Below are 25774 nucleotides of genomic sequence, written 5' to 3' on the forward strand. Positions count from 1 at the left end.
CGATTTTCCGCAACCCTCAGAGTTCCTATGCTGCACAATATCCGCATTGTTCTGGTTGAAACCTCCCACACCGGCAATATGGGCTCCACCGCCCGTGCCATGAAAACCATGGGCCTCACCAACCTTTATCTGGTCAACCCGCTGGTTAAGCCTGACTCGCAGGCCATCTCTCTGGCGGCCGGTGCCAGCGACGTCATTGGCAATGCCACCATCGTTGACACGCTGGATGAGGCGATTGCCGGATGCAGTCTGGTGGTCGGTACCAGCGCCCGTTCGCGCACCCTGCCGTGGCCGATGCTGGAACCGCGTGAGTGCGGCGTAAAGAGCGCCATGACCGCCGAAAGCGCCCCGGTAGCGCTGGTATTTGGCCGTGAGCGCGTCGGGCTGACCAACGACGAGCTGCAAAAGTGCCACTACCACGTCTGCATCCCGGCCAACCCGGAGTACAGTTCGCTGAATCTGGCGATGGCAGTGCAGCTGATCGCCTACGAGGTGCGCGTTGCCTGGCTGGCGCGTCAGGAGGCGGGCGAGGCGACACCGGAAGAGGTGGAGTACCCGCTGGTGGACGATCTGGAGCGCTTCTATGAGCACCTGGAGCAGGTGCTGTTGCAGACCGGTTTTATCCGCCCGCAGCACCCTGGGCAGATCATGAGCCGCCTGCGCCGCCTGTTCACCCGCGCCCGCCCGGAGAGCCAGGAGCTGAACATCCTGCGTGGCATCCTCAGTTCCATCGAGAAGCAGCGCCCTTAACCATCTGATTTTCAGCGGCTTATTATTAAGCGATAGGCCGCTGAATGCCCGGCCTCAGGCCGGGCGGCTAATACTTGACTGTTTTACTCGGTTAAATAGTTGACTGAAATAGTCGGGAATGGCAGACTCAAGGCCATATTCAATCCCCCAACAGGTAAGATTAGCCATGAGACTGACATCAAAGGGTCGTTATGCGGTAACCGCAATGCTGGACGTGGCGTTGCACTCCCAGGAAGGGCCGGTGCCTTTAGCGGATATCTCTGAACGCCAAGGAATTTCCCTCTCCTATCTGGAGCAGCTGTTTTCACGCCTGCGTAAAAACGGTCTGGTTGCCAGCGTGCGCGGCCCCGGTGGCGGCTACCTGCTGGGCAAAGATGCCGGTGACATTGCGGTTGGTGCGGTGATTACCGCGGTTGATGAGTCCGTGGACGCCACCCGTTGCCAGGGGAAAGAGGGCTGCCAGGGCGGTGACCGTTGCCTGACCCATACCCTGTGGCGCGACCTGAGCGAGCGCATCAGCGGATTCCTGAATAATATTACGTTGGCAGAGTTGGTGAACAACCAGGAAGTACTGGATGTGGCCGATCGCCAGAACAATGAGACTCGCCGCCTCGGTGCCAATGGCCGTCCGCAGGAGACAATTAACGTCAACCTGCGCCCGTAAACCGGCGGTGGTGCGTTAACCTGCATGTGATGTACGGAGCAGAAGAGCAATGAAATTACCGATTTACCTGGACTACTCAGCCACGACGCCAGCGGACCCGCGTGTCGCCGGGAAGATGATGCAGTGCCTGACCCTGGATGGCACCTTCGGCAACCCGGCTTCCCGCTCGCACCGTTACGGGTGGCAGGCTGAAGAGGCGGTGGATGTGGCGCGTAATGACATTGCCGAACTGATTGGCGCAGACCCGCGCGAAATCGTCTTTACCTCCGGGGCAACCGAGTCCGACAACCTCGCGATCAAGGGCGCGGCCCATGCGCATCGCGAGAAGGGTCGGCACATCATCACCAGCCAGACCGAGCACAAGGCGGTGCTGGACACCTGCCGCCAGCTGGAGCTGGAGGGGTTTGACGTCACCTATCTGGCGCCGCAGCCCGATGGCCTGATTGATCTGGCCGCGCTGGAAGCCGCGATGCGTGATGACACCCTGCTGGTCTCGATCATGCACGTCAACAACGAGATTGGCGTGATTCAGGACATCGCCGCCATCGGTGCGCTCTGCCGCAGCCGTGGCATCCTGTTCCACGTTGACGCGACCCAAAGCGTCGGCAAGCTGCCGATTAATCTGGCGGAACTGCCGGTGGATCTGATGTCCTTCTCCGGCCACAAACTTTATGGCCCGAAAGGCATCGGCGGCCTTTACGTGCGCCGCCAGCCCCGCATCCAGATTGAGGCGCAGATCCACGGCGGCGGCCATGAGCGCGGTATGCGCTCCGGCACCCTGCCGGTGCACCAGATTGTCGGCATGGGCGAGGCCTACCGCATCGCCCGGCTGGAGATGGCCGAAGAGAGCGAACGCCTGCGTGCGTTGCGCGATCGCCTGTGGAACGGCATCAAAGAGATTGAGGCGATCAAGCTCAATGGCTCGCTGGAGCAGGGGGTTTCCTCGGTGCTGAACGTCAGCTTTGGCTATGTGGAAGGGGAGTCGCTGATCATGGCACTCAAGGATCTGGCCGTCTCCTCCGGCTCGGCCTGCACCTCCGCCAGCCTTGAACCCTCCTATGTGCTGCGTGCGCTGGGGCTGGATGAGGAGCTGGCACACAGTGCCATCCGCTTCTCGGTCGGCCGCTTCACCACGGAGGAGGAGATCGACTACGCCATCGCCGTGGTCTGCAAGGCGCTGGATCGCCTGCGCCAAACTTCACCGGCCTGGCAGCAGTACCAGCAGGGGCTGGCCGCTGGCCAGACCACCTGGACGCAACGCTGATTTCCTTGGGCCGTCTCTACGCAGGCGGCCGTCGCACTCCCTCCTAAAAAAACTCTGGCAGCCGCCCAGAGGGTCTGGTTAGATAACAGAAGTCATGAATACGGGCTACCACTGGGTGGCCCGCTTTGTTTCCGTTCGCCTGTGGCGTGGCCGCAGACCTGCCCTGACAAAGAGAACAACAATCAGGAGTTTGTTATGACATCAGAAGTAATGCACATCGCCCTTTCACAGCAACCCGCTGACGCCCGCTGGGGCGAGAAGGCGCTGCTGAGTACCAACAACGATGGCATCACGATCCATCTGAACGGCAACGACACCTTGCCAGCGATCCAGCGCGCCGCGCGCCGCATTGATGGACAGGGGATCCGCAAGGTCGCCCTGACCGGCGAGGGCTGGGGGCTGGAGCAGTGCTGGGCCTTCTGGCAGGGTTTCCGCAGCCCGAAAGGGGCGCGCCAGGTCGCCTGGCCGACGCTGGAGGAGGCGGCACGCCAGGAGCTGGATCGCCGGCTGGCCATCGTGGACTGGGTGCGTAACACCATCAACACGCCAGCCGAGGAGCTGGGGCCGGAGCAGCTGGCGCAGCGCGCCGTCGATCTGCTGTGCGAGTATGGTGGCGGCCATGTCAGCTACCGCATCACCAAGGGCGAGGATCTGCGCGAGCAGAATTACAGCGGCCTCCACACCGTGGGTCGCGGCTCCGAGCGCCCGCCGGTGCTGCTGGCGCTGGACTACAACCCAACCGGCGACGCCGATGCGCCGGTCTACGCCTGTCTGGTGGGCAAGGGCATCACCTTTGATACCGGTGGCTACAGCCTGAAGCCGAGCGCGTCGATGGACTCCATGAAAGCCGACATGGGCGGCGCGGCCACCGTGACCGGCGCACTGGCGCTGGCAGCGGCGCGTGGCCTGCAACAGCGCGTCAAACTCTACCTCTGCTGCGCCGACAACATGGTCAGCGGCAACGCCTTCAAGCTGGGCGACATCATCCGTTACCGCAATGGCAAAACCGTTGAGGTGATGAACACCGATGCCGAGGGGCGTCTGGTGCTGGCGGATGGCTTGATTGACGCCGCCGAGCAGCAGCCGCAACTGCTGATTGACTGCGCTACCCTGACCGGCGCAGCAAAAACGGCGCTGGGCGGCGACTACCATGCGCTGTTCAGCTTTGATGACGCACTGGCTGGCGAGCTGTTGGCGAGCGCGCAGCAGGAGCAGGAGCCGTTCTGGCGCTTGCCGCTGGCGGAGTTCCATCGTAGCCAGTTGCCCTCCAACTTTGCCGATCTGAACAACATCGCTGGCCCGAGCCACACCGCTGGTGCCAGCACTGCCGCGGCATTCCTGTCGCACTTTGTGAAGCACTACCAGCAGGGCTGGCTGCACATCGACTGCTCCGCCACCTACCGCAAAGGGGCGGTGGATCAGTGGTCAGCTGGCGCCACCGGTCTGGGGGTTCGCACCCTGGCGAACCTGCTGCTCAATAAGGCACAATAAGCGGCGCGGCCGCCCATAACCCAATTAGCGGGGCGGCGTGGCTGCCCCGTTTTTTTATCTGAAGCCATTCCGGCTTGTTGATGGAGTAACAGATGACGACACCCAATTTTGCTGATGATACGCAGGGACGCGAACTGGAAAACCTGCTGATGCTGGCGATGAACGAGCCGGCACAGCGACCGGCTTTCTACCGCACCCTGCTGGAGTCCACGGTACTGGTACTGACCGACAACACCGCCCCCCAGGGGGAGGTGGTACTGGAGGCGGGCAGCCCGCTTAGCCTCCAAGTCTGGGAGAAGCAGGATGGCACGCGCGCGTTGCCGTTCTTCACCTCGCTGGCGGCACTGCAACGCGCCATTGAGGGGGAGCACCCCTTCCTGGCACTGCCAGCGCGGGTACTGTTTGAGATGACCCAAGGCACTGAGCTGTTCCTGAACCCGAAAAACGAGTACGGCAAGGAGTTCACCGCGCAGGAGGTGGCGTTGCTGTTGCAGGATGGCGGCGTAAATAAGCCGCAGGAGCGGGTGGTGGAGGCCGGTCATGAGTACCTGATTGGCCAGCCAGAGCACTACCCGGCCGCAATGGTGGATGCATTGACCACCCTGTTCAGCCAGCGCAAGCCGGTGCGCCGCGCCTTTCTGGCGCTGATCCATGACAAGGCCCACGATGAGCAGCCCAACCTGCTGGTGGGGCTGGAAGTGGAAGGGGCCACCGAGCAGGAGATCGAGGATCTGATTCAGGAGGCGGGCAGCGTGGCCAGCGAGGCACTGGGGGACAACGAGGCGGTCGACTTCTGTCTGGTCTCTGAGAAGGAGCGCGGCATCAGCCACTACCTGATCCAGCACACCCAACCCTTCTACCAGCGCCGCTGGGGCAGCTGGCTGCGCAACATTATCCCTTCGTCAGGCATCGCCTGACGAAGGCGGGGCCGAGGCCGCCAGCAGCAACAGGTCGATCAGCAAGATCAGGTTGGACTCAAACGAGCTGCTCTCCCCGGCCTCGGCGGCCGCGCTGCTGGCATCATCATAGAGCGGCAGATGAAGGTCACAGAGCTGCGCCAGCGAGTTCGCTGACGCGCGGGTGAAGGCCACCACCGTCATGCCAATGTTGCGGGCGATGCGCGCCTTCTCCAGCACCGCGGCGGTCTCGCCACTGCGTGAGATGGCAATAAAGACGCGATATTTGGCGGCGTTGTGCAGGAAAATGCCACGGCTGTCACCCAGTCCGGAGACCAGTGCGTTCTTCCCCAGCAGTTGCAGTTTCTTGGTCAGGTACTCGGCAAACAGCTGGGAAAAGCCGGTGCCGTAGAGGAAAAACGTCTCCTCCTCGCGCAGCAACTGGCTGAACGCCTGCTGTTTGGCGGCGGTAATAAAGCGGAAACTCCGCCGATAGTTCTCAATAAAGTGCTCAAAGGCGGCAGGCAGATCCGCTGCTTTCGCTACCTCAGGCAGGGCTGGCGTGGCTGGCTGGCCGTTCAGGAGTTGCTTGATGTGGAACAGCAGTTCGCTATAACCGCTGAACCCCAGTTTATGGCACAGGCGCAGGATAGTGGCGGTGGAGACATAGGTCTCCTGCGCCAGCGTCCTGACCGTCAGGCGGCTGAGCTGATCGTCAGTGGGGTGCCGATCATCAACCAGATAGGCCAGAACACGATACTCCGCACGGGTCAGGGTATCGCCCCGTTGCAGCAGCGAAGCAAGACGATTATCCAAACACAGGCCCTCCGGCAATAGCGATGCGGCTATCCTACGGGTGGCCTGCGTCTGGGTTCAATCAAATCATCGGCTCTCTGTCAGGTTCTGCGCGGCGTGCCGCAAAGTCAGCGTGCAACACCCTGTTCATAGGCGCGTTTCAGCGCTGGCCAGTAGTCGCGGTTGGCCTCAATCATCTCATCGAGAATGGCCTTCGCATGTTGCATGGTTGGGATGGTGCGGTTCAGGGTAAAGGCCTGCAACGCCTTCTCATAACTGCCCTCCATCGTCGCCTCTACCAGCAGTTGCTCACTGGCCAGTTGCTGCTCCATCAGCCCCTTGTAGAACAGGGGGATTGCGCCTACCACCACTGGCTCCGGCCCTTGGGCGGTGATGTAGGCGGGCACCTCCACCATGGCGTCATAGGGCAGGTTGGCAATCGCGCCGCGGTTCTCCACAATCACCAGATGGCGCTGGCGCAGGTCAAAGGCCAGTGAACGGGCAACATCGACAATAAATGCCCCATGCACCCCGACGTGGAAAGCATCAGGCAGGATGCCGGTCTGCTTATACTCCGCCGCGGCGGCAAACAGCTTTTTCTCCCGGCCATTCATCACCTCATTGGCGCGGGTATAGTCCGGGTCCTGATGCTCCACGATCTGGTTGGGCATCAGGTAGTACTGGAGATAGGGGTTGGGCAGGTACTCCGGGAAATGCTCCATCAGGGGCTGGATGTTGCGCCAGGTCTTCACCCAGGAGGGATCGGCGTGCTGGGGATCGGTGGCGGCAGCATCCTCCGTGAGCAGGCCGAAGCGCGCCACGTGCGCCCGCAGATCCGCCATCCGATCCACGCCATCGACAAACACTTGGGTAAACCAGCCGAAGTGGTTCAGGCCAAAGTAGTTCACCGTCACCTCCTCGCGTGGCACCCCAAGGATGGCGGCGATATTACGCATGGCGGCCACCGGCATGTCGCAGATATTCAGCACCCGCGCATTGGGGCGCAGGCGGCGTACCCCCTCTGCGACAATTGCCGCCGGGTTGGAGTAGTTGACGATCCAGGCGCGCGCATCGGCGTAGCGCTCTACCAAATCAATCAGCTCCACCATTGGCAGAATGGTGCGCAGGCCATAGGCCAGCCCGCCCGGCCCGCAGGTCTCCTGGCCGACCACCCCATGCCGCAGCGGGATCTTCTCATCCTGCTCACGCATTTTGTACTGGCCGACGCGCATCTGCGCAAACACGAAGTGCGCGCCACTGAAGGCCACCTCCGGGTCGGTGGTGACGGTAAAAGTAATGGTGTCACTGTGGTCGCGGATCACCTTTTCCACCACCGGCGCGATGGTGTTCTGGCGTTCGCTGTCAATGTCATACAGGCGGATCTCCGCCAGCGGGAACGCCTCCAGTTTCAGCATCAGGCTCTTGACGATGCCGGGGGTGTAGGTGCTGCCGCCGCCAGCAATCGACAGGATAAAGGGGGCCTTGTTGCCGGGTGTCTGGGTCACAGTAGTCATCAGGTGCTCCTCGTCGGTCGGTTACAGCGCGATCTCTACCGCCTCACGCATTTTCTTCACATGCAGCCCATACACCACCTGGACATTGTTGCCCTGGAGGATGACGCCACGCGCGCCGGTCTGTTTGAGCTGCTGCTCATTGATGGTGCTGGTATCCCGCACCGTCACCCGCAGCCGGGTGTAACAGTTGTCAATCACGTCAATGTTCTGCTTGCCGCCCAGCCCGGCGATGATGCGCTGGCCCAGCCCCAAGGCTTCGTTCTCCGCCGTGGTCGGCTCAGCGCCCGCTACGCCACGTTGGCCGCGCTGCTGGTAATCCTGCTTGCTGTAGAGGCGCGTCTCCTGATCCTCCTCCTCGCGCCCCGGCGTTTTCATGTCAAAGCGCAGGATCAGGAAACGGAAGACCGTGAAATAGACCACCGCCATGATTGCGCCCACCAGCAGGTACATCGGCCAGTTGGACTTCTCAGTGCCCAGCGGCAGGTTGTAGAGCACGAAATCAATCACGCCATTGGCACCAATGGCGTGGACGCCCAGCAGCGCGAACAGCATCATGCCAAGGCCAGCCAGCACCGCATGGGTCACGAACAGCAGCGGGGCAACAAACAGAAAGGAGAACTCCAGTGGCTCGGTCACGCCAATCAGCAGCGAGGTGAGGGCGGCGGGCAGCAGGATGGCCTTCGCCGCCGCCCGGCGCTCGGGTTTGGCGGTGCTGATCATCGCCAACGCCGCCGCCGTCAGGCCGAACATTTTGCTGATGCCGCGCGCATCCCACATCACGGTGGGGCTAAGTTGCTTCACGGTAGGGCAGGCCATCTCCGCAAAGTAGATGTTGCGCGCGCCACGGTAGAGGGTGCCGCACACCTCCTGGCTGCCGCCCAGTTCGGTATAGAGGAAGGGCGTATAGACCAGATGGTGCAGGCCGGTGGGGATCAGGATGCGCTCCAGAAAGCCGTAGATCGCCACGCCAACCGGGCCAGCACCGCGGATGCCGTAGGCAAGGGCGCTGATACCCTGCTGCGCGAAGGGCCACAGCTCGCTCATCACCACGCCGAGCGTAATTGCCAGCGGGATGCCAAGCATCGCCACGAAGCAGTGGCCGGAGTAGATGGCCATCACGCCAGTGAACTGGGTTGGCGAGTAGCGGTTATAGAGGATGCCAGAGATGGCGCCCGTCAGGATACCGGCGAACACCCCCATCTCCAGCACCTGCACGCCCAGCACCATACCCTGCCCAGCGGCGCGCATCGACTCCGCGGGCGCCAGCCGCCCCTGTAGTTGCAGGGTGATGCTCATGGCGTTAATAAAGATGATGAACACCACTAACCCAATCAGGGCGGCATAGCCCTTGTCACGCTTCGCCAGCCCAATCGGGATGCCGACGGCGAACACCAGCGCCAAGTTAGCCAGAATCGAGACCGAGGATTTAGCCACCAGCTGCCCAATCTCCTGCACCAGCGGATGGTTAAGGAAGGGCACCCAGGCCGCCAGGTTGCCGTTGCCAAACAGGTTGCCGAGGGCGATAAACATCCCGACGATGGGAAGGATCAGCACCGGACCATAGAGCGATTTGCCAAAAGCTTGCAGTGCATTGACGGCACGATTCATGGTGACCTCGATATAGGATGCGTGGCGGCCGGTCGGTCAAAAGGCTGTAAATAAAACCAGCAGCGGTCAGGGAGAGGCTAACAGCAGAGTCGGTGGCTCGCCAGCTATCTGGCTGTTTTAGAAACAATTTACGGCAAAGGTTACATGTAACGGTTGGGAACGTGATCGACTTGGCATTTTTTAGCGAGGGTTTGCACAACAGTAGCATCCATTAGGCTGGCTGATATGAACGCGATCGCATATGTACACAAATGGTAGGGTTTTAGCTAAAGTTATTTTAACTAAATGTTGTGTTACCGGTAGGCAAGCGCGGCATCGCCCCCTATAATCGGCGCCATTTCACGGCGGGCTAACTTTTATGCCTGCCCCCCAGGACGTCAGACAGAGGTTGACATGACTATCGAACGTACTTTTTCCATGATCAAACCGAACGCAGTGGCTAAGAACGCCATTGGTTCTATCTACGCACGTTTCGAAGCCGCTGGTTTCAAAATCGTTGCTGCCAAAATGGTTCACCTGACCCGTGAGCAGGCTGAAGGCTTCTACGCTGAGCACAAAGGCCGCCCGTTCTTCGACGGTCTGGTTGAGTTCATGACCTCTGGCCCGATCATGATGCAGGTTCTGGAAGGCGAGAACGCCGTTCAGCGCAACCGCGACATCATGGGTGCAACCAACCCGGACAACGCTCTGGCTGGCACCCTGCGTGCTGACTACGCGGACAGCTTCACCGAGAACGCCGTTCACGGTTCTGACGCGGTAGAGTCTGCCCAGCGCGAAATCGCGTACTTCTTCACCGAAAACGAGCTGTGCCCGCGCACTCGTTAATTGGTGAATGATAGCGAACTGAAAGATTCACCTGCTGAAACAATTATTGGTTAAGCATGGGCTTTCCGCGATAGCGTCGCTATCTTAAAATTTGTACAATACTGCGCCCCGACAGAGCCTGCTCTTTCGGGGCGCATGTTTTCGCATCACGCCGTGACGGCGGGGTGCACTTCCTTTGAGCCAAAAGTGTAACAACGAGGCCGCGACATCCATGTTAGAATCAACAGCTTCTGGGCAAACCGTGTCTGAAACTTCCCACTCTCCTGCGTCCGCCGTGCAAACGGTCAAACCGGCTGCGGAAAAAATTAACCTCCTCAACCTCAACCGCCAGCAGATGCGCGAATTTTTCGCCGAGCTGGGTGAGAAACCCTTCCGCGCCGATCAGGTCATGAAGTGGATGTACCACTACTGCTGCGACGATTTCGAGCAGATGACCGACATCAACAAGGTACTGCGCAACAAGTTGCAGCAGATTGCCGAGATCCGCGCGCCGGAAGTGGTGGAGGAGCAGCGCTCCGCAGATGGCACCATCAAGTGGGTCATTCTGGTCGGCGACCAGCGTGTAGAGACGGTTTACATCCCGGAAGATGACCGCGCGACCCTGTGCGTCTCCTCCCAGGTCGGTTGCGCGCTGGAGTGCAAATTCTGTTCGACCGCGCAGCAGGGCTTCAACCGCAACCTGCGCGTCTCCGAGATTATCGGCCAGGTGTGGCGCGCCGCCAAAATCATTGGCGCGGCCAAAGTCACCGGCCAACGCCCCATCACCAACGTGGTGATGATGGGCATGGGTGAGCCGCTGCTCAACCTGAACAACGTGGTGCCGGCCATGGAGATCATGCTGGATGACTTCGGTTTTGGCCTCTCCAAACGCCGCGTGACCCTCTCCACCTCTGGTGTGGTGCCGGCGCTGGACAAGCTGGGCGACATGATCGACGTGGCGCTGGCCATCTCGCTGCACGCGCCGAACGACACCATCCGTGATGAGATCGTGCCGATCAATAAGAAGTACAACATTGAGACCTTCCTGGCCGCGGTACGCCGCTACCTGGAGAAGTCCAATGCCAACCAAGGCCGCGTGACCATTGAGTACGTGATGCTCGACCACGTCAACGACGGCACCGAGCACGCCCATGAGCTGGCAGCCCTGCTGAAAGAGACCCCCTGCAAGATCAACCTGATTCCGTGGAACCCCTTCCCGGGCGCACCTTATGGACGCAGCTCGAATAGTCGCGTTGATCGCTTTGCCAAAGTGTTGATGGAATATGGTTTTACGACTATTGTCCGTAAGACCCGCGGTGACGACATTGACGCCGCCTGCGGACAGTTGGCGGGCGAGGTGATCGACCGGACCAAGCGTACCCTGAAGAAGAAGATGGCAGGGGAGCCGATTTCGGTAAAAGCACTCTGAGCCTGGCCTGAGGGCGTGGCGGGTTAAGCCGCCGCGCCTCCCTCTCGCAGATTCGGAACGGCACGGGCTGCCGCGTTCCAGGGAATGAAACGCATGTTGCTGAAAATGTTGTGGAAGAGGCCACTGCTGGCTTCGGGACTGCTGGCGGCAGGGCTGCTGGCAGGGTGCGCCAGCTCCGGGCCAAGTGAGCCGGAAACGGACGCTGGCGCGCCAGCGGATGCCCGCCTGCAGTTGGGGCTGAGCTATCTGTCGCAGGGCAATTTGCCCGCCGCGCGGCAGAACCTGGAGAAGGCGGTGAAGGCCGCCCCACAGGATTACCGCACCCAGCTTGGCATGGCGCTCTACGCGCAGCGTGTCGGGGAAAATGAGGACGCGCAACAGCGCTACCAGCGCGCCCTGCAACTGGCCCCGCGAAATGGCACCGTCATGAATAATTACGGTGCGTTTTTGTGTAGTTTAGGGCAGTATGTACCGGCACAACAGCAGTTTAGCGCCGCCGCCACTGCACCCGATACGGGCCAGGTGGCTGACAGCCTGGAGAACGCCGGCTACTGCTTTTTGCAGGCCAATCAACAGGATGATGCGCGGGTATTGCTGGGCCGGGCATTGAAGGTCGACCCTGACAAAGGGACGCACCTGCTGGCAGAGGCTGAACGCCGTTTCAGCGAAGGGCGACGCGATCAGGCGCGGCTGTTGCTGGAGGTTTACCAACATATTCTGCCGGCCAGTGCCGACAGCTTATGGTTACAGATTCGTTTCGCCGCGCTGGATGGCCGCCAGGACAAGCTCGAACGTTATGGCAGGCAGTTGGCGCGAAGTTTTCCACAATCCAAACAGTACCAGCAGTTTCTAGCTAATGAATACTGAAGCCTCTCAAGATCACATCTCCAAAACGACGGGCGAGCGCCTGCGTCAGGCCCGCGAACAGCTTGGGTTGAGCCAGCAGGCAGTGGCCGAGCGCCTGTGCCTGAAAGTCTCCACGGTACGTGACATCGAAGATGACAACGCGCCGCCAGACCTGGCTTCTACCTTCCTGCGCGGCTATATCCGCTCTTATGCGCGGCTGGTGCACATCCCGGAAGAGGAGCTGCTGCCGCTGATGGCCAAGCAGACGCCGGTTCGTGCGGCAAAAGTCGCGCCCATGCAGAGCTTCTCCCTCGGCAAGTCACGCAAGAAGCGCGACGGCTGGCTGATGGGGTTCACCTGGTTAATCGTGTTTGTGGTGCTCGGGCTGACCGGCGCATGGTGGTGGCAGAACCATCAGGCCCAGCAGCAGGAGATCGCCACCATGGCTGACCAAAGCTCCGCACAGCTTTCACAGGGCGATGCCCAGCCTATTCCATTGGGCAACGGCGATGACAGCAGCGACGCGACCGGCACGCCGCCGGACAGCGCCGCCACGCCTGCCCAGCCGGTTGCCATCGCGCCGCAGACCCCGGCTGCCACCGCGCAGACCCCTGCGCCGGTTGATCAGGCTCCGGCCGCGGTCTCCCCGGCTCAGGCCCCGGTTGCCGCGCCGGTGACCACCCCGGCAGAAGCGGCTCCGGCCGCTGACGCCGGGACGATTGTCATGAATTTCAACGCCGACTGCTGGCTGCAAGTGAATGACGCGACAGGCAAAACCCTGTTCAGCGGCATCCAGAAAAGCGGCGGCAAGCTGAACCTGAACGGCACGGCGCCGTTTAAACTGAAAATCGGCGCGCCGCGTGCGGTCGAGATCCAGTATCAGGGTAAGCCGGTTGATCTCAGTCAATTCATCAAGACAAACCGTGTTGCGCGCCTGACACTGACTGCCGAATAATAGGGCACCCGCGTCATGCGCCCGCAGCAATGGAGAGCAAGAAATGCATAACCAAGCACCCATTACCCGCCGCAAATCAAAACGGATTTACGTCGGACAGGTGCCTATTGGTGATGGTGCACCGATTGCCGTGCAATCGATGACCAACACCCGTACCACCGATGTCGAAGCGACCGTTAAACAGATTAAGTCCCTGGAACGCGTGGGCGTGGACATCGTTCGCGTCTCTATCCCGACCATGGATGCCGCTGAGGCGTTCAAACTGATCAAGCAACAGGTCAACGTGCCGCTGGTGGCGGATATTCACTTTGACTACCGTATCGCGCTGAAAGTGGCGGAGTACGGCGTAGACTGCCTGCGCATCAACCCCGGCAACATCGGCAACGAATCACGCATCCGCACCGTGGTGGATTGCGCCCGCGACAACAACATTCCGATTCGCATCGGCGTCAACGGCGGCTCCCTGGAGCGCGACCTGCAAGAGAAATATGGCGAACCGACCCCGCAGGCCCTGCTGGAGTCCGCCATGCGCCACGTTGACATCCTCGACCGCCTGAACTTTGACCAGTTCAAGGTGAGCGTCAAGGCCTCCGACGTCTTCCTGGCGGTGGAAGCCTACCGCCTGCTGGCCAAGCAGATTGACCAGCCGCTGCACCTCGGCATCACCGAGGCGGGCGGCGCGCGTGCTGGCGCGGTGAAGTCGGCGATTGGCCTTGGCCTGCTACTCTCTGAGGGCATCGGCGACACGCTGCGCATCTCCCTCGCCGCTGACCCGGTGGAGGAGGTGAAGGTGGGCTTCGACATCCTTAAATCCCTGCGCATCCGCTCGCGCGGCATCAACTTCATCGCCTGCCCGACCTGCTCCCGCCAGGAGTTTGACGTCATCGGCACCGTGAACGCGCTGGAGCAGCGGCTTGAGGACATCATCACACCGATGGATGTCTCCATCATCGGCTGCGTGGTCAACGGGCCGGGCGAGGCGCTGGTCTCCACCCTCGGCGTCACCGGCGGCCACAACAAGAGTGGCTTCTATGAGGATGGCGTCCGCCAGCGTGACCGCTTCGACAACGAGCAGATGATCGACCAGCTGGAAGCCAAGATTCGCGCCAAGGCAGCGATGATGGATGAAAGCAAGCGCATCGTGATCAACACGCAAGAGTGACATCGGTAGCGGGCTGCAGTGGCGGCCCGTTTTCTATTGAACCCGCCGGGGCGCCCGCATTGAACCGCGGCAGGCAAAGCCCCTATAATCGGGTTCATTTTTTGTATTAAGACAATAGAGAACTGACGTGGCAAAGAACATTCAAGCCATTCGCGGCATGAACGACTACCTGCCGGAAGAGACGGCATTATGGCAGCGTATTGAGGGCACCCTGAAGCAGGTGCTGAGCGGCTACGGCTACAGTGAAATCCGCCTGCCGATTGTAGAGCAGACCCCGTTGTTCAAGCGCGCCATCGGCGAAGTGACCGATGTGGTTGAGAAAGAGATGTACACCTTTGACGACCGCAACGGCGAGAGCCTGACCCTGCGCCCGGAAGGGACGGCAGGCTGCGTGCGCGCCGGCATTGAGCATGGTCTGCTGTACAATCAGGAACAGCGCCTGTGGTACATCGGCCCGATGTTCCGCTACGAGCGCCCACAGAAGGGGCGCTACCGCCAGTTCCACCAACTCGGCGCGGAAGTGTTCGGCCTGCAAGGCCCGGACATTGATGCCGAGCTGATCCTGCTGACCGCCCGCTGGTGGAAGGCGCTGGGCATCGCGGAGCACGTGGCGCTGGAGCTGAACTCCATCGGTTCGCTGGAGGCGCGCGCCAACTACCGTGACGCGCTGGTGGCCTTCCTGGAGCAGCATGAGTCCGTGCTGGACGAAGATTGCAAACGCCGCATGTACAGCAACCCGCTGCGCGTGCTCGACTCGAAAAATCCGGACGTGCAGCGCCTGCTGAACGACGCGCCGGTGCTGGGTGACTACCTGGATGACGAGTCAAAACAACACTTTTCCGGCCTGTGTGAACTTTTGGAGCAGGCAGGCATCCCATATACGGTCAATCAGCGGCTGGTTCGCGGCCTCGACTACTACAACCGCACCGTGTTTGAGTGGGTCACCACCAGCCTCGGCGCGCAGGGCACGGTCTGTGCCGGCGGTCGTTACGACGGTCTGGTTGAGCAGCTCGGCGGGCGCGCCACCCCGGCGGTCGGTTTCGCCATGGGCCTGGAGCGCTTGGTGCTGCTGGTGCAGGCAGTCAACCCAGAGTTCAAGGCGCCTGCCACGGTGGATATCTATGTCATCTCCTCCGGCGCGGGCACCCAAAGCGCGGCGATGGCGCTGGCAGAGCGCGTGCGTGATGAGGCGCCGCACCTGCGGCTGATGACCAACTACGGCGGCGGCAACTTCAAGAAGCAGTTCGCCCGGGCAGACAAATGGGGCGCACGCGTGGCCCTGGTGCTCGGCGAAAATGAGGTGGCGGCCCAGCAGGTGGTGGTGAAAAACCTGCAAAGTGGTGAACAAGAGACGCTGGCGCAAAGCGAGATCGCGGCGCGTCTGGCAACGATGTTAGGTTAAGGAGAGGGTCACCGTGGAAGTCTATACCACTGAAAACGAACAGGTCGATGTGATTCGCCGCTTCTTCTCGGAGAACGGCAAGGCATTGGCGGTTGGCGTGGTGCTGGGCATTGGTGCCCTGTTGGGGTGGCGCTACTGGCAGAGCCACCAGTCAACAGCGCTGGCCGGGGCGTCGGTTGCCTATCAGAAAGCGACAGAGGCTCTGGCGGCGAATAAGCCGGAAGGGGTGAAGGCCACCGAGCAGTTCGTGCAGGCCAACGACAACAACTATGGCGCGTTTGCCGCCCTGCAACTGGCGCAGCACTACGTTGACCAGAAAGATTACGCGGCGGCGGAGAAGCAACTGGCGCAGGCCAGCACCCTGACCAAGGATGAGAACCTGCTGCCGCTGATCGCGCTGCGTCAGGCTCGCCTCCAACTGCAACAGAACAAGCTGGATGACGCACTCAAGACGCTGGATGGCGTCAAGGGCGCGAGCTGGTCAGCGATGGTGCAGGACATCCGTGGTGATGTTCTGGTGCGCAAGGGCGACCTGAAGGGCGCGCGTGACGCATACAGTAAAGGCATCGATGCGAAGGCTTCGCAGGCGCAAGAGGCGCTGCTGCGCATGAAGTTAAATAATTTGGCCAGCTAAGGGGATGCCAATGCAATTGCGGAAAACACTCTTGGTAGGATTGGTTTCAACGGCCCTGCTGAGTGGGTGCTCACTGTTCAGCGGTGAAGAGGACGTGGTCACCATGTCCCCACTGCCGAAAGTGGAAAATCAATTTACGCCGACCAAGGTCTGGGACGTCTCCGTGGGCGACGGCACCGGTGAGTTCTACTCCAACCTGCGCCCGGCCTGGCAGGGCAGTAGCGTATTCGCCGCTGACCGCGACGGTCTGGTGAAGGCGCTGGATGCCGACAGCGGCAAAGAGATCTGGAAGGTAGACCTGTCTGAGAAGACTGGTTTCTTCTCCAGCAACCGTCCGGCGCTGCTCTCCGGCGGCCTGACGGCCTCTGGTAGCCACGTCTATGTCGGCAGCGAGCGCGCCGAGGTCTATGCACTGAACAGCAGTGACGGCCAGGTTGCCTGGAAAACCCGCGTAGCGGGCGAAGCGGTCTCCCGCCCGGTGGTCAGCGATGGTCTGGTGCTGGTGCACACCAGCAACGGCATGTTGCAGGGGCTGAGCGAGAAGGATGGCACCGTGCAGTGGACGGTGAACCTGGATATGCCTTCCCTGAGCCTGCGTGGCGAATCTGCCCCTACTACCGCCTTCGGTGCAGCGATTGTCGGTGGCGACAATGGCCGCGTCAGCGCGGTGCTGATGAAAGAGGGCCAGTTGATCTGGCAACAGCGCATCTCCCAGCCAAGCGGCGCCACGGAGATTGACCGCCTGAATGACGTGGACACCACGCCGGTCGTGGTAGAGGGCGTGGTCTACGCACTCGGCTACAACGGCAACCTGGTGGCACTGGATCTGCGCTCCGGCCAGATCGTCTGGCGACGTGAAGTGGGATCGGTCAGCGACTTTATCGTCGATGCCGGTCGCATCTTTATTGTCGATCAGGATGACCGCGTCGTGGCGCTCAACACCCAGGGCGGCGTCAGCCTGTGGCGGCAGAGCGATCTGCTGCACCGCAACCTGACTGCGCCGGTGTTGTATAATGGTTATCTGGTGGTCGGTGATGCCGAAGGCTATCTGCACTGGATCAATACGGATGATGGCCGTTTCGTGGCCCAGCACAAAGTGGACGGCTCCGGCCTGCTCAGCGCGCCGGTCGTGGCGAGCGATAAATTGCTGGTACAAGCGAAAAGCGGTGACGTTTACGCGTTCACCCGCTAACATTCGGTAACATACCTTGGGCTGCGTTGGCGGCTCCCCAACGGCTCCTGTTGATCAGGGGCCGTTTCGTCTTTTTGAAACGCATCACCCGCCCTACATGGGTTTTGCGTAACATGTTGATTTATAAGTAATGAGGCTGCAACAATGATACCTGTCGTCGCGCTGGTCGGGCGCCCGAATGTGGGTAAATCCACCCTGTTTAACCGTTTGACCAAAACGCGTGATGCGTTAGTGGCGGATTTCCCCGGGCTGACGCGTGACCGCAAGTATGGTCGTGCAGAAGTGGAAGGCAACGAGTTCATCATCGTCGATACCGGCGGGATTGATGGCACTGAAGATGGCGTGGAAACGCACATGGCTGGCCAGTCGCTGAAGGCGATTGAAGAGGCGGACATCGTGCTGTTCATGGTCGATGCGCGCGCGGGCCTGATGCCAGCGGATGAGGGCATCGCCAAGCACCTACGCAGCCGCGAGAAGGCCACTTTCCTGGTCGCCAACAAGGTGGACGGCCTTGACGCTGACGCCGCCGCCGCGGACTTCTACTCCCTTGGCATGGGCGAAGTGCACGCCATCGCGGCCTCGCACGGCCGTGGCATCACCCAGCTGATTGAGCACGTGCTGCTGCCGTTCGTCGATCACGAAGAGCCAGCTGAGCTGACGGAAGAGGAGGCGAACGCCGCCTACTGGGCCGAGCAGCTGGGCGAGGAGGCGGAAGCCGCCGCTGCCGCAGAAGCGGAAGAGGAGGATTTCGATCCGGAGAGCCTGCCGATCAAACTGGCCATCGTGGGCCGTCCGAACGTCGGCAAATCCACCCTGACCAACCGCATCCTCGGCGAAGAGCGCGTGGTGGTCTATGACATGCCCGGCACCACCCGTGACAGCATCTACATCCCGATGGTGCGTGACGAGCGCGAATACGTGCTGATCGACACCGCTGGCGTGCGCAAGCGCGGCAAAGTGACCGACACCGTAGAGAAGTTCTCTGTCATCAAAACCCTGCAGGCGATTGAAGACGCCAACGTGGTGCTGCTGGTGATTGACGCGCGCGAAGGCATCTCCGATCAGGATCTGTCGCTGCTCGGCTTCGTGCTTAACAGCGGTCGCTCGCTGGTGATCGTGGTCAACAAGTGGGATGGCCTGTCGCAGGAGATCCGCGACCAGGTGAAAGAGACGCTGGATCTGCGTCTGGGCTTCATTGACTTCGCCCGCATCCACTTCATCTCCGCCCTGCACGGCAGCGGCGTCGGCAACCTGTTTGAGTCGGTCAACGAAGCCTACCGCTGCGCCACCCGCCGCGTTGGTACTTCGCTGCTGACCCGCATCATGCAGATGGCCGCCGATGACCACCAGCCGCCGCTGGTGCGTGGCCGTCGCGTGAAGCTGAAATATGCCCACGCCGGTGGCTACAATCCGCCGATCGTGGTGATCCACGGTAACCAGGTGCAGGATCTGCCGGACTCCTACAAGCGTTACCTGATGAACTACTACCGCCGCTCGCTGGAGGTGATGGGGACGCCAATCCGCATCCAGTTCAAAGAGGGTGAGAACCCGTTTGCTGGCAAGCGTAACACCTTGACGCCAAACCAGATGCGCAAGCGCAAGCGCCTGATGAGCCACCTGAAAAAGAGCAAATAACCGACGCGGGATGCACCATTAAGTGCATCCCGTTTTTTTTGAGAAGGAAAAGGGATGATGTGGCAGACCTGGAGTTTTGCACTGGGCGTGACCGTGCCCAACCTGTTGTTGCTGGTGTTAGGGATCTTTTTAAAGCGCGTTAACATCATGGATGACCACTTCTGCGACAAGGCCAGCCGGGTCGTCTTCAACGTCGCGCTACCCTGCCTGCTGTTTTTCAGCGTCTCCACCCACAATAGCGAAGCTGGCCACAACCTGCCGCTGGCCGTGTATGGCGGTCTGGCGACCCTCGTCAGTTTCCTGCTGCTGGAGTTGGCGGCGCTGAAGCTGGTCAAAGACCCACGTGAGCGCGGCATTTTTGTGCAGGGTGCTTTTCGTGCCAACACTGGCATTGCCGGGCTGGCCTACGCCTCGCTGGCGTTTGGCAAAGAGGGGGTGGCGCTTGGCTCGATGTATATTGCCGTCACCGTCATCCTGTTCAACGTGCTGTCGGTGATTACCCTGAGCCGTAGCTTGCAGACCGGGGCAGGGAAGGGGCCAAGCCTCGCCTCCATCCTGCGCGGGATTGTCACCAACCCCCTGATCATCGGCTTGGTGCTGGGCCTGCTGTTCAAGCAGACCCACTGGACGATGCCGGACGCCATCTACTCCACCGGGGAGTTTATCTCTGGCATGGCGCTGCCGCTGGCGATGCTCTGCGCCGGGGCCAGCCTTGACTGGCGCGCGATGTTTCGCAGCTCCAATGTCGCGGCCTTCTCCTCCATCGCGCGGGTGCTGGTGGTGCCGGGGCTGATGACCCTCGGCGCGGCGCTGTTCGGCTTTACCGGCGCGGCGCTGGGCGTGATTTTCCTCTTCTCCTGCACCCCCACCGCCGCTGGCAGTTATGTCATGACGCGGGCGATGGGCGGCAACGCCACGCTGGCGGCGAACATCATCGCCCTCACTACCCTCGGCTCCTTCTTCACCACCGCGCTGGGGCTGGCGCTGCTGCGTAGCCTCAATCTGGTGTAACCTCAGGGCGCCCGCTGGGCCAGACGCTCAAACTCCTTGGCGTCATGGCTACAGAACATCTGTACACCGGCCTGTGGGTCGCAGGAGAGCGCCCGCAGCCGCTGCTGGTTGTGGCGGCGCGCGGTGCGATCCTGCTCCATCATCCATTGGTAGAAGCGCAGGCCGGGCGTGCAGTGGCGCTCCGGCTGGCCCACCTCATCCCGGTAGAAGTAGGCGTCACCAGCGTGCAGCAACCAGCCGTCGCCCTGACGGATTGCCACCCCGGCGTGGCCGGTGGTGTGGCCCGCCAGCGGGATCAGCAGCACCTCCGGCGGCAGGCCGGTCAGGCCGCGCACCGCGTCAAAGCCGTTCCACCCCTCGCCACCCGGCTGGTAGAAGTGCCACTGGCGCACCTGCTCCCACTGGCTGTCGCGGTAACGCGCATGGCGCAGCCAGTTGCGGCGGTTGCGGGCGGCGTCCGCCTCCTGTTGCAGCACATGCACTTGGGCGTGCGGGAAGTCGCTCAGCCCGCCAGCGTGGTCAAAATCGAGATGGGTCAGCACGATGTGGCGCACATCCTGGGGTGAGAAGCCGCGCTGCGTGATTTGCGCCAGCGCGGTGTCCTGCTGGCGGTAGCGAATGTTGTTCAGCAGGCGGAAGAAGGGGGAGAGGCGCTGCTGCGGATGGGCCATGTCGGCGCGGCCAAAGCCGGTATCCACCAGCACCAGCCCGTGCTGCGCCGTCTCCAGCAGCAGGCAGTGGCAGGTAAGTTGCGCGGTCAACCCCTTGCTGAACCCGTCAAAAAAGGCGCCGCCCAGCGGGCACATGCAGCCGCAGTTGAGGTGATGGATATGCATAGCGCTCCTTATCATGGGGGTAAGTGGTTAAGTGTATGCCAAGCCGGGAAAGTTGCCCGCCGCCGCAGAGGCGCTACACTGGAGGGTGCCGGCGCCTGCCGGCGGGAGAGCCAAAAGGAGAGCATGATGATGGCAACCTGTCCTGTCTGCGCACAGGCGATGAGCGAGCAAAACGGCCACTACCTCTGCCCGAAGGGGCACGGGGAGTTTCGTCAGGAGGCGGCCTGCCCGGAGTGCGGCCTGCCGCTGGAGGTGTTGAAGGCCTGTGGCGCGGTGGACTACTTCTGTCCCAACGGCCACGGCCTGATCTCCAAGATGCGGGTAAAGTTCTGCTATATCAAAGAGAAGGGCTAGCGCGACGGCTCATCCGGCACGCCGTCGCCATCCAGGTCGCCTGACTTCCACAGCTGGATCAGCTCCTGCGGCGTGCGCGTCTCCGGGATCTCCAGCACCCAGTCCTGATAGTTGGCCGAGGTAAAGTGGATCTCCAGCCGAAAGTAGCGCTGGTCGCCACTGCCGGCGCGGCCGGGTTGCTGCTCCGCGTAGGGCAGCAGTTGGTTGATCAGCTGGCACAGGCGCGCACGCGTCTCGTCACTGACCTCTGACAGGCAGATGCGGCGCGGCCCGCTCAGTTTGGGGATGAAGGCGAAGCCCCCCTCCCGTACCAAGATAATCACCGCGTCTGGCCGCAGCTCTGAAAGCTGTTTCATCACAGCACCCCCACTTGCTCCCATGCCGCCTGTACCGCTTGGGCGGTGGCATCATCAAAGCGCTGCCCGGCATGGCGTACGGTAAACTGGGCGAAGGTGGCGAAGTCAGCATCCTGCGGCAGGGTTTTGTCGCACACCGTGTCATACCAGGCATAGCCAGCGCGCTCCCAGGCGAAGCCGCCGAGGGCGGTCGCCGCCAGGTAGAAGGCACGGTTCGGGATGCCGGAGTTGAGGTGGACGCCACCGTTGTCATCACGCGTCTGGATATACTCCTTCATGTGCGCGGGCTGCGGATCCTTGCCGAGCAGCGGATCGTCATAGGCGGTGCCCGGCGCCGACATCGATCGCAGCCCCTTGCCATTGATCCCCTTCGCCAGCAGCCCCTCGCCGATGATCCAGTCCGCCTGTTCCGCGCTCTGCTGGCGCTGGAACTGCTTCACCAGCGAGCCGAACACATCGGAGAGCGACTCATTCAGCGCACCGGCCTGCTGGAAGTAGATCAACCCCGCCTCACTCTCGGTGACGCCGTGCGCCAGCTCGTGGCCGACCACGTCGATGGCGATGGTGAAGCGGTTGAAGATCTCCCCGTCGCCGTCGCCAAACACCATCTGCGCGCCGTTCCAGAAGGCGTTCTGGTAATTCTTGTCATAGTGGACGGTGCCAGCCAGCACCAGCCCCTTGCCATCCAGCGAGTTGCGCCGGTACGCCTGCCAGAAGAAGTCATAGGTGACGCCAAGGTAGTCATAGGCCTCTGTCACGGCGATATCGTCGGTGGCGGGCTGCCCCTCGCTGCGCACCACTTGCCCCGGCAGGTCGGTATCATGTTGCGCGTCATAGATCGTGCGCTGCACTTCGCCCGGCGTGGCGACATCCGCCACCTCCTGACGAGGGAATGGCTCTGCCATCAGGGTGCGGACGTGGGTCAGGGTCTGCTGGGCGCGGGTGCGCTGCGGCTCGGTGCCGTGCTCGACAATGCGTCGCAGGATGTAGGGGGGAATTACGCTGTATCGTACGGTGGAATGACCGTCGCTCATGCCAATCTCCTTGTCAAAGATGCCTGGACAGGCGGAATACTGCGGGGCGGCCAGTGATAACCGCCTGATTAACAGTATAGTCCTTGCACAAGGGGCGGCGAGGATTTACCCAATCCTGACACGAGGGTCAGGATTTTGGCGTGCGCTTGCGGGCGGGCTTGAGGGGCGTGACCTGGGTGATTTCACTCTCCACCCAGCCATCGGCCAGCCGCGTGGTGAGCCGTTCGCCCGGCGTGGCCTGCGCCACCTGCTTCAGCACCTCGCCGCTGGGGGCGGTGGTAACGCTGTAGCCGCGCGCCAGCGTCGCCAGCGGGCTGACCGCCTCCAGCTGGGTGCAGGCGGTGGCGAAGCGCTGGCGCTGCTCGGCCAGTTGCTGCGCCAGTGCCTGATTCAGCCGGTAGCGCAGCGCCTGCACCCGCTGCTGGGTGCGGTGGATGCGGGTCTGCGGCGGGTGCTGCATCAGCCGCTGTTGCAGGCGATCCGCCCGGCGCAGCAGTTGGCGCAGATGCTGCTGCATCGCCTCGTCCAGCCGGCGGCGCAGGCGGAACAGCGCAGTCTGCTGGCGCGACAGCCGCAGTTGCGGGTGCTGCTGTTGCAGGCGGTGGTGCAGGCGGGTGAAGCGGCGCGACTGCTGGGCGAGGAAGTAGTCCATCGCCATCTCCAGCCGCTGCTGCTGGGACTGGAGCTGGCGCAGCAGCTCCAGCTGGTTGCGGCTGATCAGCTCGGCGGCGGCGGAGGGGGTCGGCGCGCGCAGGTCAGCGACAAAATCAGCGATGGTGACGTCCGTCTCGTGGCCGACGGCGCTCACCACCGGGATGCGGCTGGCAAAAATGGCGCGCGCCACCCGCTCATCGTTGAAGCTCCAGAGATCCTCCAGCGAGCCGCCGCCGCGCCCAACAATCAGCACGTCACACTCGTTGCGGCGGTTGGCCGTCTTAATGGCGCGCACGATCATCGCTGGCGCGTCGGCACCTTGCACCAGCGTCGGGTAGATGATGACCGGCAGCGACGGATCGCGCCGTTTCAGCACCTGCAACACATCGTGCAGCGCCGCGCCGCTGGCGGAGGTGATCACCCCGACGCAGCGCGCCGGTGAGGGCAGGGGCTGCTTGAACTGGGCATCGAACAGCCCCTCGTCCGCCAGCGCCTGTTTCAGCTGCTCATAGCGCTGCTGCAACAGCCCCTCGCCAGCGGGCTGCATACTCTCGGCAATCAGCTGGTAGTCGCCACGCGGCTCGTAGAGGGTGATGGTGGCGCGCATCAGCACCTGTTGGCCGTTCTGCGGGCGGAAGGTGGTGCGGCGGTTGGCATTGCGGAACATGGCGCAGCGCACTTGGGCACGGTCATCCTTCAGCGTGAAGTACCAGTGGCCGGAAGCGGGCTGTGACAGGTTGGAGATTTCGCCGGAGAGCCAGATCTGACCCATCTCTCCCTCCAGCAGTTGTCGCACCGTCTGGTTGAGGCGGCTAACCGTGAAAATTCCTGATGAAGTAGAGTTCGGCATGTGATCTTGATCAAGTTTTATAACAGACACTTAATTGGTCGATACTACATGGCTGAAGGGGGTAATCAAGGTTTTTCCGAAAAAAGTGCTGGAGGCAATCGATTACGCTCTGTATAATGCCGCGGCAATATTTTATCCCTTTCGCAGCCCACCCTGGTGAGATATTGCCCATGCTACGTATCGTAAAAGAAGCCCTGACGTTTGATGACGTTCTGCTCGTTCCCGCTCACTCCACCGTTCTGCCGAACACGGCCGATCTCAGCACCCAACTGACGGCGAAAATCCGCCTGAACATCCCCATGCTCTCTGCCGCTATGGACACCGTGACCGAGTCCGGTCTGGCCATCGCCCTTGCGCAGGAAGGCGGTCTGGGGTTCATCCACAAGAACATGCCGATCGAGCGCCAGGCTGAAGAAGTCCGCCGGGTGAAGAAGCACGAGAGCGGCGTGGTTGCTGATCCGCAGACCGTGACCCCGTCCACCACCCTGCGTCAGGTGAAAGAGCTGACCGCGCGCAACGGTTTCGCTGGCTACCCGGTAGTGACCGAAGAGAACGAGCTAGTGGGCATTATCACTGGCCGTGACGTGCGCTTCGTGACCGACCTTGACCAGCCGGTGACCGCCGTGATGACGCCGAAAGCGCGTCTGGTGACGGTGCAAGAGGGCGAGGCCCGCGAGGTGGTACTGCAAAAGATGCACGAGAAGCGCGTTGAGAAAGCGCTGGTGGTGGATGACAGCTTCCACCTGCTCGGCATGATCACCGTAAAAGATTTCCAGAAAGCGGAGCGCAAACCCAACGCCTGTAAAGACGAGCATGGGCGTCTGCGCGTGGGCGCTGCCGTCGGCGCAGGCCCGGGCAACGAAGCGCGCGTTGACGCGCTGGTCGCCGCAGGCGTTGACGTGCTGCTGATTGACTCCTCCCACGGCCACTCCGAAGGCGTGCTGCAACGCATCCGTGACACCCGCGCCAAATACCCTGACCTGCAGATCGTGGGCGGCAACGTCGCCACCGCCGCGGGCGCGAAAGCGCTGGTGGAAGCGGGCGTCAGCGCCGTGAAAGTGGGCATCGGCCCCGGCTCCATCTGCACCACCCGCATCGTGACCGGCGTGGGCGTGCCGCAGATCACCGCCATCGCGGACGCAGTGGAAGCGCTGGAAGGCACCGGCATCCCGGTAATCGCTGACGGCGGCATCCGCTTCTCCGGCGACATCGCGAAAGCATTGGCCGCGGGCGCCTCCTGCGTGATGGTCGGCTCGATGCTGGCTGGTACCGAAGAGTCTCCGGGCGAGATCGAACTCTATCAGGGCCGCTCCTTCAAATCCTATCGCGGCATGGGCTCACTGGGCGCGATGTCCAAAGGCTCCTCTGACCGCTACTTCCAGACCGACAACGCCGCTGACAAGCTGGTGCCGGAAGGGATCGAGGGTCGCGTGGCCTACAAAGGCATGCTGAAGGCGATTGTCCACCAGCAGATGGGCGGCCTGCGCTCCTGCATGGGCCTGACCGGTTGCCCGACCATTGAGGCGCTGCGCACCAAGGCCGAGTTTGTCCGCATCAGCGGCGCCGGCATCCAGGAGAGCCACGTGCACGATGTGACCATCACCAAAGAGTCACCGAACTACCGCATGGGCTGATGAT

Annotated in this window: 24 protein-coding genes; 17 read left to right on the plus strand and 7 right to left on the minus strand. The window is 61.9% G+C overall.

Features of this window, described 5'->3' with window-relative positions; genetic code table 11:
* Positions 1 to 27 precede the first annotated feature (27 nt).
* From trmJ to sseB, 5 genes are all read left to right on the plus strand, one after another.
* A complete protein-coding gene (gene trmJ / locus C1N62_RS03895; RefSeq protein WP_137762391.1) occupies positions 28 to 750 on the plus strand; it encodes a tRNA (cytosine(32)/uridine(32)-2'-O)-methyltransferase TrmJ in 723 nt (240 codons plus the stop codon).
* 166 nt (positions 751 to 916) lie between these two features.
* A complete protein-coding gene (gene iscR / locus C1N62_RS03900; protein ID WP_137762392.1) occupies positions 917 to 1414 on the plus strand; it encodes a Fe-S cluster assembly transcriptional regulator IscR in 498 nt (165 codons plus the stop codon).
* Between the two features lie 49 nt (positions 1415 to 1463).
* On the plus strand, positions 1464 to 2678 hold the full coding sequence (locus C1N62_RS03905) for an IscS subfamily cysteine desulfurase (RefSeq protein WP_137762393.1): 1215 nt from the start codon (positions 1464 to 1466) through the stop codon (positions 2676 to 2678).
* 195 nt (positions 2679 to 2873) lie between these two features.
* Positions 2874 to 4169: an aminopeptidase PepB gene (pepB, locus tag C1N62_RS03910; RefSeq protein WP_137762394.1), complete on the plus strand. Its 1296-nt coding sequence runs from the start codon at positions 2874 to 2876 to the stop codon at positions 4167 to 4169.
* Between the two features lie 92 nt (positions 4170 to 4261).
* The gene (gene sseB, locus C1N62_RS03915) at positions 4262 to 5086 is read left to right on the plus strand and encodes an enhanced serine sensitivity protein SseB (RefSeq protein WP_137762395.1); all 825 of its coding nucleotides are present in this window, start codon (positions 4262 to 4264) and stop codon (positions 5084 to 5086) included.
* On the opposite strand, the gene C1N62_RS03920 is transcribed toward sseB, so the two are convergent.
* From C1N62_RS03920 to C1N62_RS03930, 3 genes are all read right to left on the minus strand, one after another.
* Positions 5072 to 5881, minus strand: a complete 810-nt coding sequence (locus C1N62_RS03920; RefSeq protein WP_137762396.1) for a MurR/RpiR family transcriptional regulator — start codon at positions 5879 to 5881, stop codon at positions 5072 to 5074. The two genes, sseB and C1N62_RS03920, sit on opposite strands and share 15 nt — an antisense overlap.
* A 107-nt stretch (positions 5882 to 5988) precedes the next feature.
* On the minus strand, positions 5989 to 7374 hold the full coding sequence (locus C1N62_RS03925) for a 6-phospho-alpha-glucosidase (protein WP_137762397.1): 1386 nt from the start codon (positions 7372 to 7374) through the stop codon (positions 5989 to 5991).
* Positions 7375 to 7395: 21 nt separating this feature from the next.
* Entirely contained in the window at positions 7396 to 8982 is a 1587-nt protein-coding gene (locus C1N62_RS03930; protein ID WP_137762398.1) for a PTS transporter subunit EIIC, read from the minus strand.
* 393 nt (positions 8983 to 9375) lie between these two features.
* Here C1N62_RS03930 and ndk point away from each other — a divergent pair, with 393 nt between their 5' ends.
* From ndk to C1N62_RS03980, 10 genes are all read left to right on the plus strand, one after another.
* The gene (gene ndk / locus C1N62_RS03935) at positions 9376 to 9807 is read left to right on the plus strand and encodes a nucleoside-diphosphate kinase (protein WP_072930234.1); all 432 of its coding nucleotides are present in this window, start codon (positions 9376 to 9378) and stop codon (positions 9805 to 9807) included.
* Between the two features lie 334 nt (positions 9808 to 10141).
* A complete protein-coding gene (locus tag C1N62_RS03940) occupies positions 10142 to 11215 on the plus strand; it encodes a bifunctional tRNA (adenosine(37)-C2)-methyltransferase TrmG/ribosomal RNA large subunit methyltransferase RlmN (protein ID WP_240775759.1) in 1074 nt (357 codons plus the stop codon).
* 93 nt (positions 11216 to 11308) lie between these two features.
* Complete coding sequence (gene pilW, locus C1N62_RS03945) at positions 11309 to 12082, plus strand: type IV pilus biogenesis/stability protein PilW (protein WP_137762400.1); 774 nt, start codon at positions 11309 to 11311, stop codon at positions 12080 to 12082.
* Complete coding sequence (gene rodZ, locus C1N62_RS03950) at positions 12072 to 13016, plus strand: cytoskeleton protein RodZ (RefSeq protein WP_137762401.1); 945 nt, start codon at positions 12072 to 12074, stop codon at positions 13014 to 13016. Before pilW ends, rodZ begins: the two co-directional genes overlap by 11 nt.
* 43 nt (positions 13017 to 13059) lie before the next feature.
* Positions 13060 to 14178, plus strand: a complete 1119-nt coding sequence (gene ispG / locus C1N62_RS03955; protein WP_137762402.1) for a flavodoxin-dependent (E)-4-hydroxy-3-methylbut-2-enyl-diphosphate synthase — start codon at positions 13060 to 13062, stop codon at positions 14176 to 14178.
* 127 nt (positions 14179 to 14305) lie between these two features.
* Positions 14306 to 15580 (plus strand): histidine--tRNA ligase, encoded by a 1275-nt coding sequence (gene hisS, locus C1N62_RS03960; protein ID WP_137762403.1) that lies wholly within the window; start codon positions 14306 to 14308, stop codon positions 15578 to 15580.
* A gap of 13 nt (positions 15581 to 15593) precedes the next feature.
* Positions 15594 to 16214 carry a YfgM family protein gene (locus tag C1N62_RS03965; protein ID WP_137762404.1) on the plus strand — a complete coding sequence of 207 codons (621 nt, stop codon included), beginning with the start codon at positions 15594 to 15596 and terminating at the stop codon, positions 16212 to 16214.
* Between the two features lie 10 nt (positions 16215 to 16224).
* On the plus strand, positions 16225 to 17406 hold the full coding sequence (gene bamB, locus C1N62_RS03970; RefSeq protein ID WP_137762405.1) for an outer membrane protein assembly factor BamB: 1182 nt from the start codon (positions 16225 to 16227) through the stop codon (positions 17404 to 17406).
* A 144-nt stretch (positions 17407 to 17550) separates the two neighbouring features.
* A complete protein-coding gene (gene der / locus C1N62_RS03975; protein WP_137762406.1) occupies positions 17551 to 19041 on the plus strand; it encodes a ribosome biogenesis GTPase Der in 1491 nt (496 codons plus the stop codon).
* A gap of 54 nt (positions 19042 to 19095) precedes the next feature.
* Positions 19096 to 20052 (plus strand): AEC family transporter, encoded by a 957-nt coding sequence (locus tag C1N62_RS03980; RefSeq protein ID WP_137762407.1) that lies wholly within the window; start codon positions 19096 to 19098, stop codon positions 20050 to 20052.
* A gap of 2 nt (positions 20053 to 20054) precedes the next feature.
* Here the strand turns inward: C1N62_RS03980 and C1N62_RS03985 are convergent, their stop codons facing one another.
* The gene (locus C1N62_RS03985) at positions 20055 to 20888 is read right to left on the minus strand and encodes an MBL fold metallo-hydrolase (protein ID WP_137762408.1); all 834 of its coding nucleotides are present in this window, start codon (positions 20886 to 20888) and stop codon (positions 20055 to 20057) included.
* A 126-nt stretch (positions 20889 to 21014) separates the two neighbouring features.
* On the opposite strand from C1N62_RS03985, the gene C1N62_RS03990 reads away from it, so the two are divergent.
* The gene (locus C1N62_RS03990; RefSeq protein ID WP_137764893.1) at positions 21015 to 21242 is read left to right on the plus strand and encodes a zinc ribbon domain-containing protein; all 228 of its coding nucleotides are present in this window, start codon (positions 21015 to 21017) and stop codon (positions 21240 to 21242) included.
* Here C1N62_RS03990 and C1N62_RS03995 read toward each other — a convergent pair.
* The 3 genes from C1N62_RS03995 to xseA form a co-directional block, all read right to left on the minus strand.
* A complete protein-coding gene (locus tag C1N62_RS03995; RefSeq protein ID WP_137762409.1) occupies positions 21239 to 21598 on the minus strand; it encodes a protealysin inhibitor emfourin in 360 nt (119 codons plus the stop codon). The two genes, C1N62_RS03990 and C1N62_RS03995, sit on opposite strands and share 4 nt — an antisense overlap.
* Positions 21598 to 22632, minus strand: a complete 1035-nt coding sequence (locus tag C1N62_RS04000) for a M4 family metallopeptidase (RefSeq protein WP_137762410.1) — start codon at positions 22630 to 22632, stop codon at positions 21598 to 21600. The genes C1N62_RS03995 and C1N62_RS04000 overlap by 1 nt, the downstream gene beginning before the upstream one ends.
* A gap of 127 nt (positions 22633 to 22759) precedes the next feature.
* The gene (xseA, locus tag C1N62_RS04005; protein WP_137762411.1) at positions 22760 to 24136 is read right to left on the minus strand and encodes an exodeoxyribonuclease VII large subunit; all 1377 of its coding nucleotides are present in this window, start codon (positions 24134 to 24136) and stop codon (positions 22760 to 22762) included.
* A 170-nt stretch (positions 24137 to 24306) separates the two neighbouring features.
* On the opposite strand from xseA, the gene guaB reads away from it, so the two are divergent.
* Positions 24307 to 25770, plus strand: coding sequence for an IMP dehydrogenase (gene guaB, locus C1N62_RS04015; RefSeq protein WP_137762413.1), 1464 nt, complete (start codon positions 24307 to 24309; stop codon positions 25768 to 25770).
* Positions 25771 to 25774: the final 4 nt, after the last annotated feature.

It is taken from the genome of Nissabacter sp. SGAir0207, from assembly GCF_005491205.1.
Lineage (GTDB): Bacteria > Pseudomonadota > Gammaproteobacteria > Enterobacterales > Enterobacteriaceae > Chimaeribacter.

Coding starts and splice junctions, on each gene's coding strand:
- C1N62_RS03940 (WP_240775759.1), top strand. CDS start 10,142: ATGCGCGAATTTTTCGCCGAGCTGGGTGAGAAACCCTTCCGCGCCGAT.
- ispG (WP_137762402.1), top strand. CDS start 13,060: ATGCATAACCAAGCACCCATTACCCGCCGCAAATCAAAACGGATTTAC.
- iscR (WP_137762392.1), top strand. CDS start 917: ATGAGACTGACATCAAAGGGTCGTTATGCGGTAACCGCAATGCTGGAC.
- sseB (WP_137762395.1), top strand. CDS start 4,262: ATGACGACACCCAATTTTGCTGATGATACGCAGGGACGCGAACTGGAA.
- pepB (WP_137762394.1), top strand. CDS start 2,874: ATGACATCAGAAGTAATGCACATCGCCCTTTCACAGCAACCCGCTGAC.
- C1N62_RS04000 (WP_137762410.1), bottom strand. CDS start 22,632: ATGAGCGACGGTCATTCCACCGTACGATACAGCGTAATTCCCCCCTAC.
- C1N62_RS03985 (WP_137762408.1), bottom strand. CDS start 20,888: ATGCATATCCATCACCTCAACTGCGGCTGCATGTGCCCGCTGGGCGGC.
- rodZ (WP_137762401.1), top strand. CDS start 12,072: ATGAATACTGAAGCCTCTCAAGATCACATCTCCAAAACGACGGGCGAG.
- C1N62_RS03995 (WP_137762409.1), bottom strand. CDS start 21,598: ATGAAACAGCTTTCAGAGCTGCGGCCAGACGCGGTGATTATCTTGGTA.
- der (WP_137762406.1), top strand. CDS start 17,551: ATGATACCTGTCGTCGCGCTGGTCGGGCGCCCGAATGTGGGTAAATCC.
- pilW (WP_137762400.1), top strand. CDS start 11,309: ATGTTGCTGAAAATGTTGTGGAAGAGGCCACTGCTGGCTTCGGGACTG.
- trmJ (WP_137762391.1), top strand. CDS start 28: ATGCTGCACAATATCCGCATTGTTCTGGTTGAAACCTCCCACACCGGC.
- bamB (WP_137762405.1), top strand. CDS start 16,225: ATGCAATTGCGGAAAACACTCTTGGTAGGATTGGTTTCAACGGCCCTG.
- C1N62_RS03925 (WP_137762397.1), bottom strand. CDS start 7,374: ATGACTACTGTGACCCAGACACCCGGCAACAAGGCCCCCTTTATCCTG.
- C1N62_RS03905 (WP_137762393.1), top strand. CDS start 1,464: ATGAAATTACCGATTTACCTGGACTACTCAGCCACGACGCCAGCGGAC.
- C1N62_RS03990 (WP_137764893.1), top strand. CDS start 21,015: ATGATGGCAACCTGTCCTGTCTGCGCACAGGCGATGAGCGAGCAAAAC.
- ndk (WP_072930234.1), top strand. CDS start 9,376: ATGACTATCGAACGTACTTTTTCCATGATCAAACCGAACGCAGTGGCT.
- guaB (WP_137762413.1), top strand. CDS start 24,307: ATGCTACGTATCGTAAAAGAAGCCCTGACGTTTGATGACGTTCTGCTC.
- xseA (WP_137762411.1), bottom strand. CDS start 24,136: ATGCCGAACTCTACTTCATCAGGAATTTTCACGGTTAGCCGCCTCAAC.
- C1N62_RS03930 (WP_137762398.1), bottom strand. CDS start 8,982: ATGAATCGTGCCGTCAATGCACTGCAAGCTTTTGGCAAATCGCTCTAT.
- C1N62_RS03980 (WP_137762407.1), top strand. CDS start 19,096: ATGATGTGGCAGACCTGGAGTTTTGCACTGGGCGTGACCGTGCCCAAC.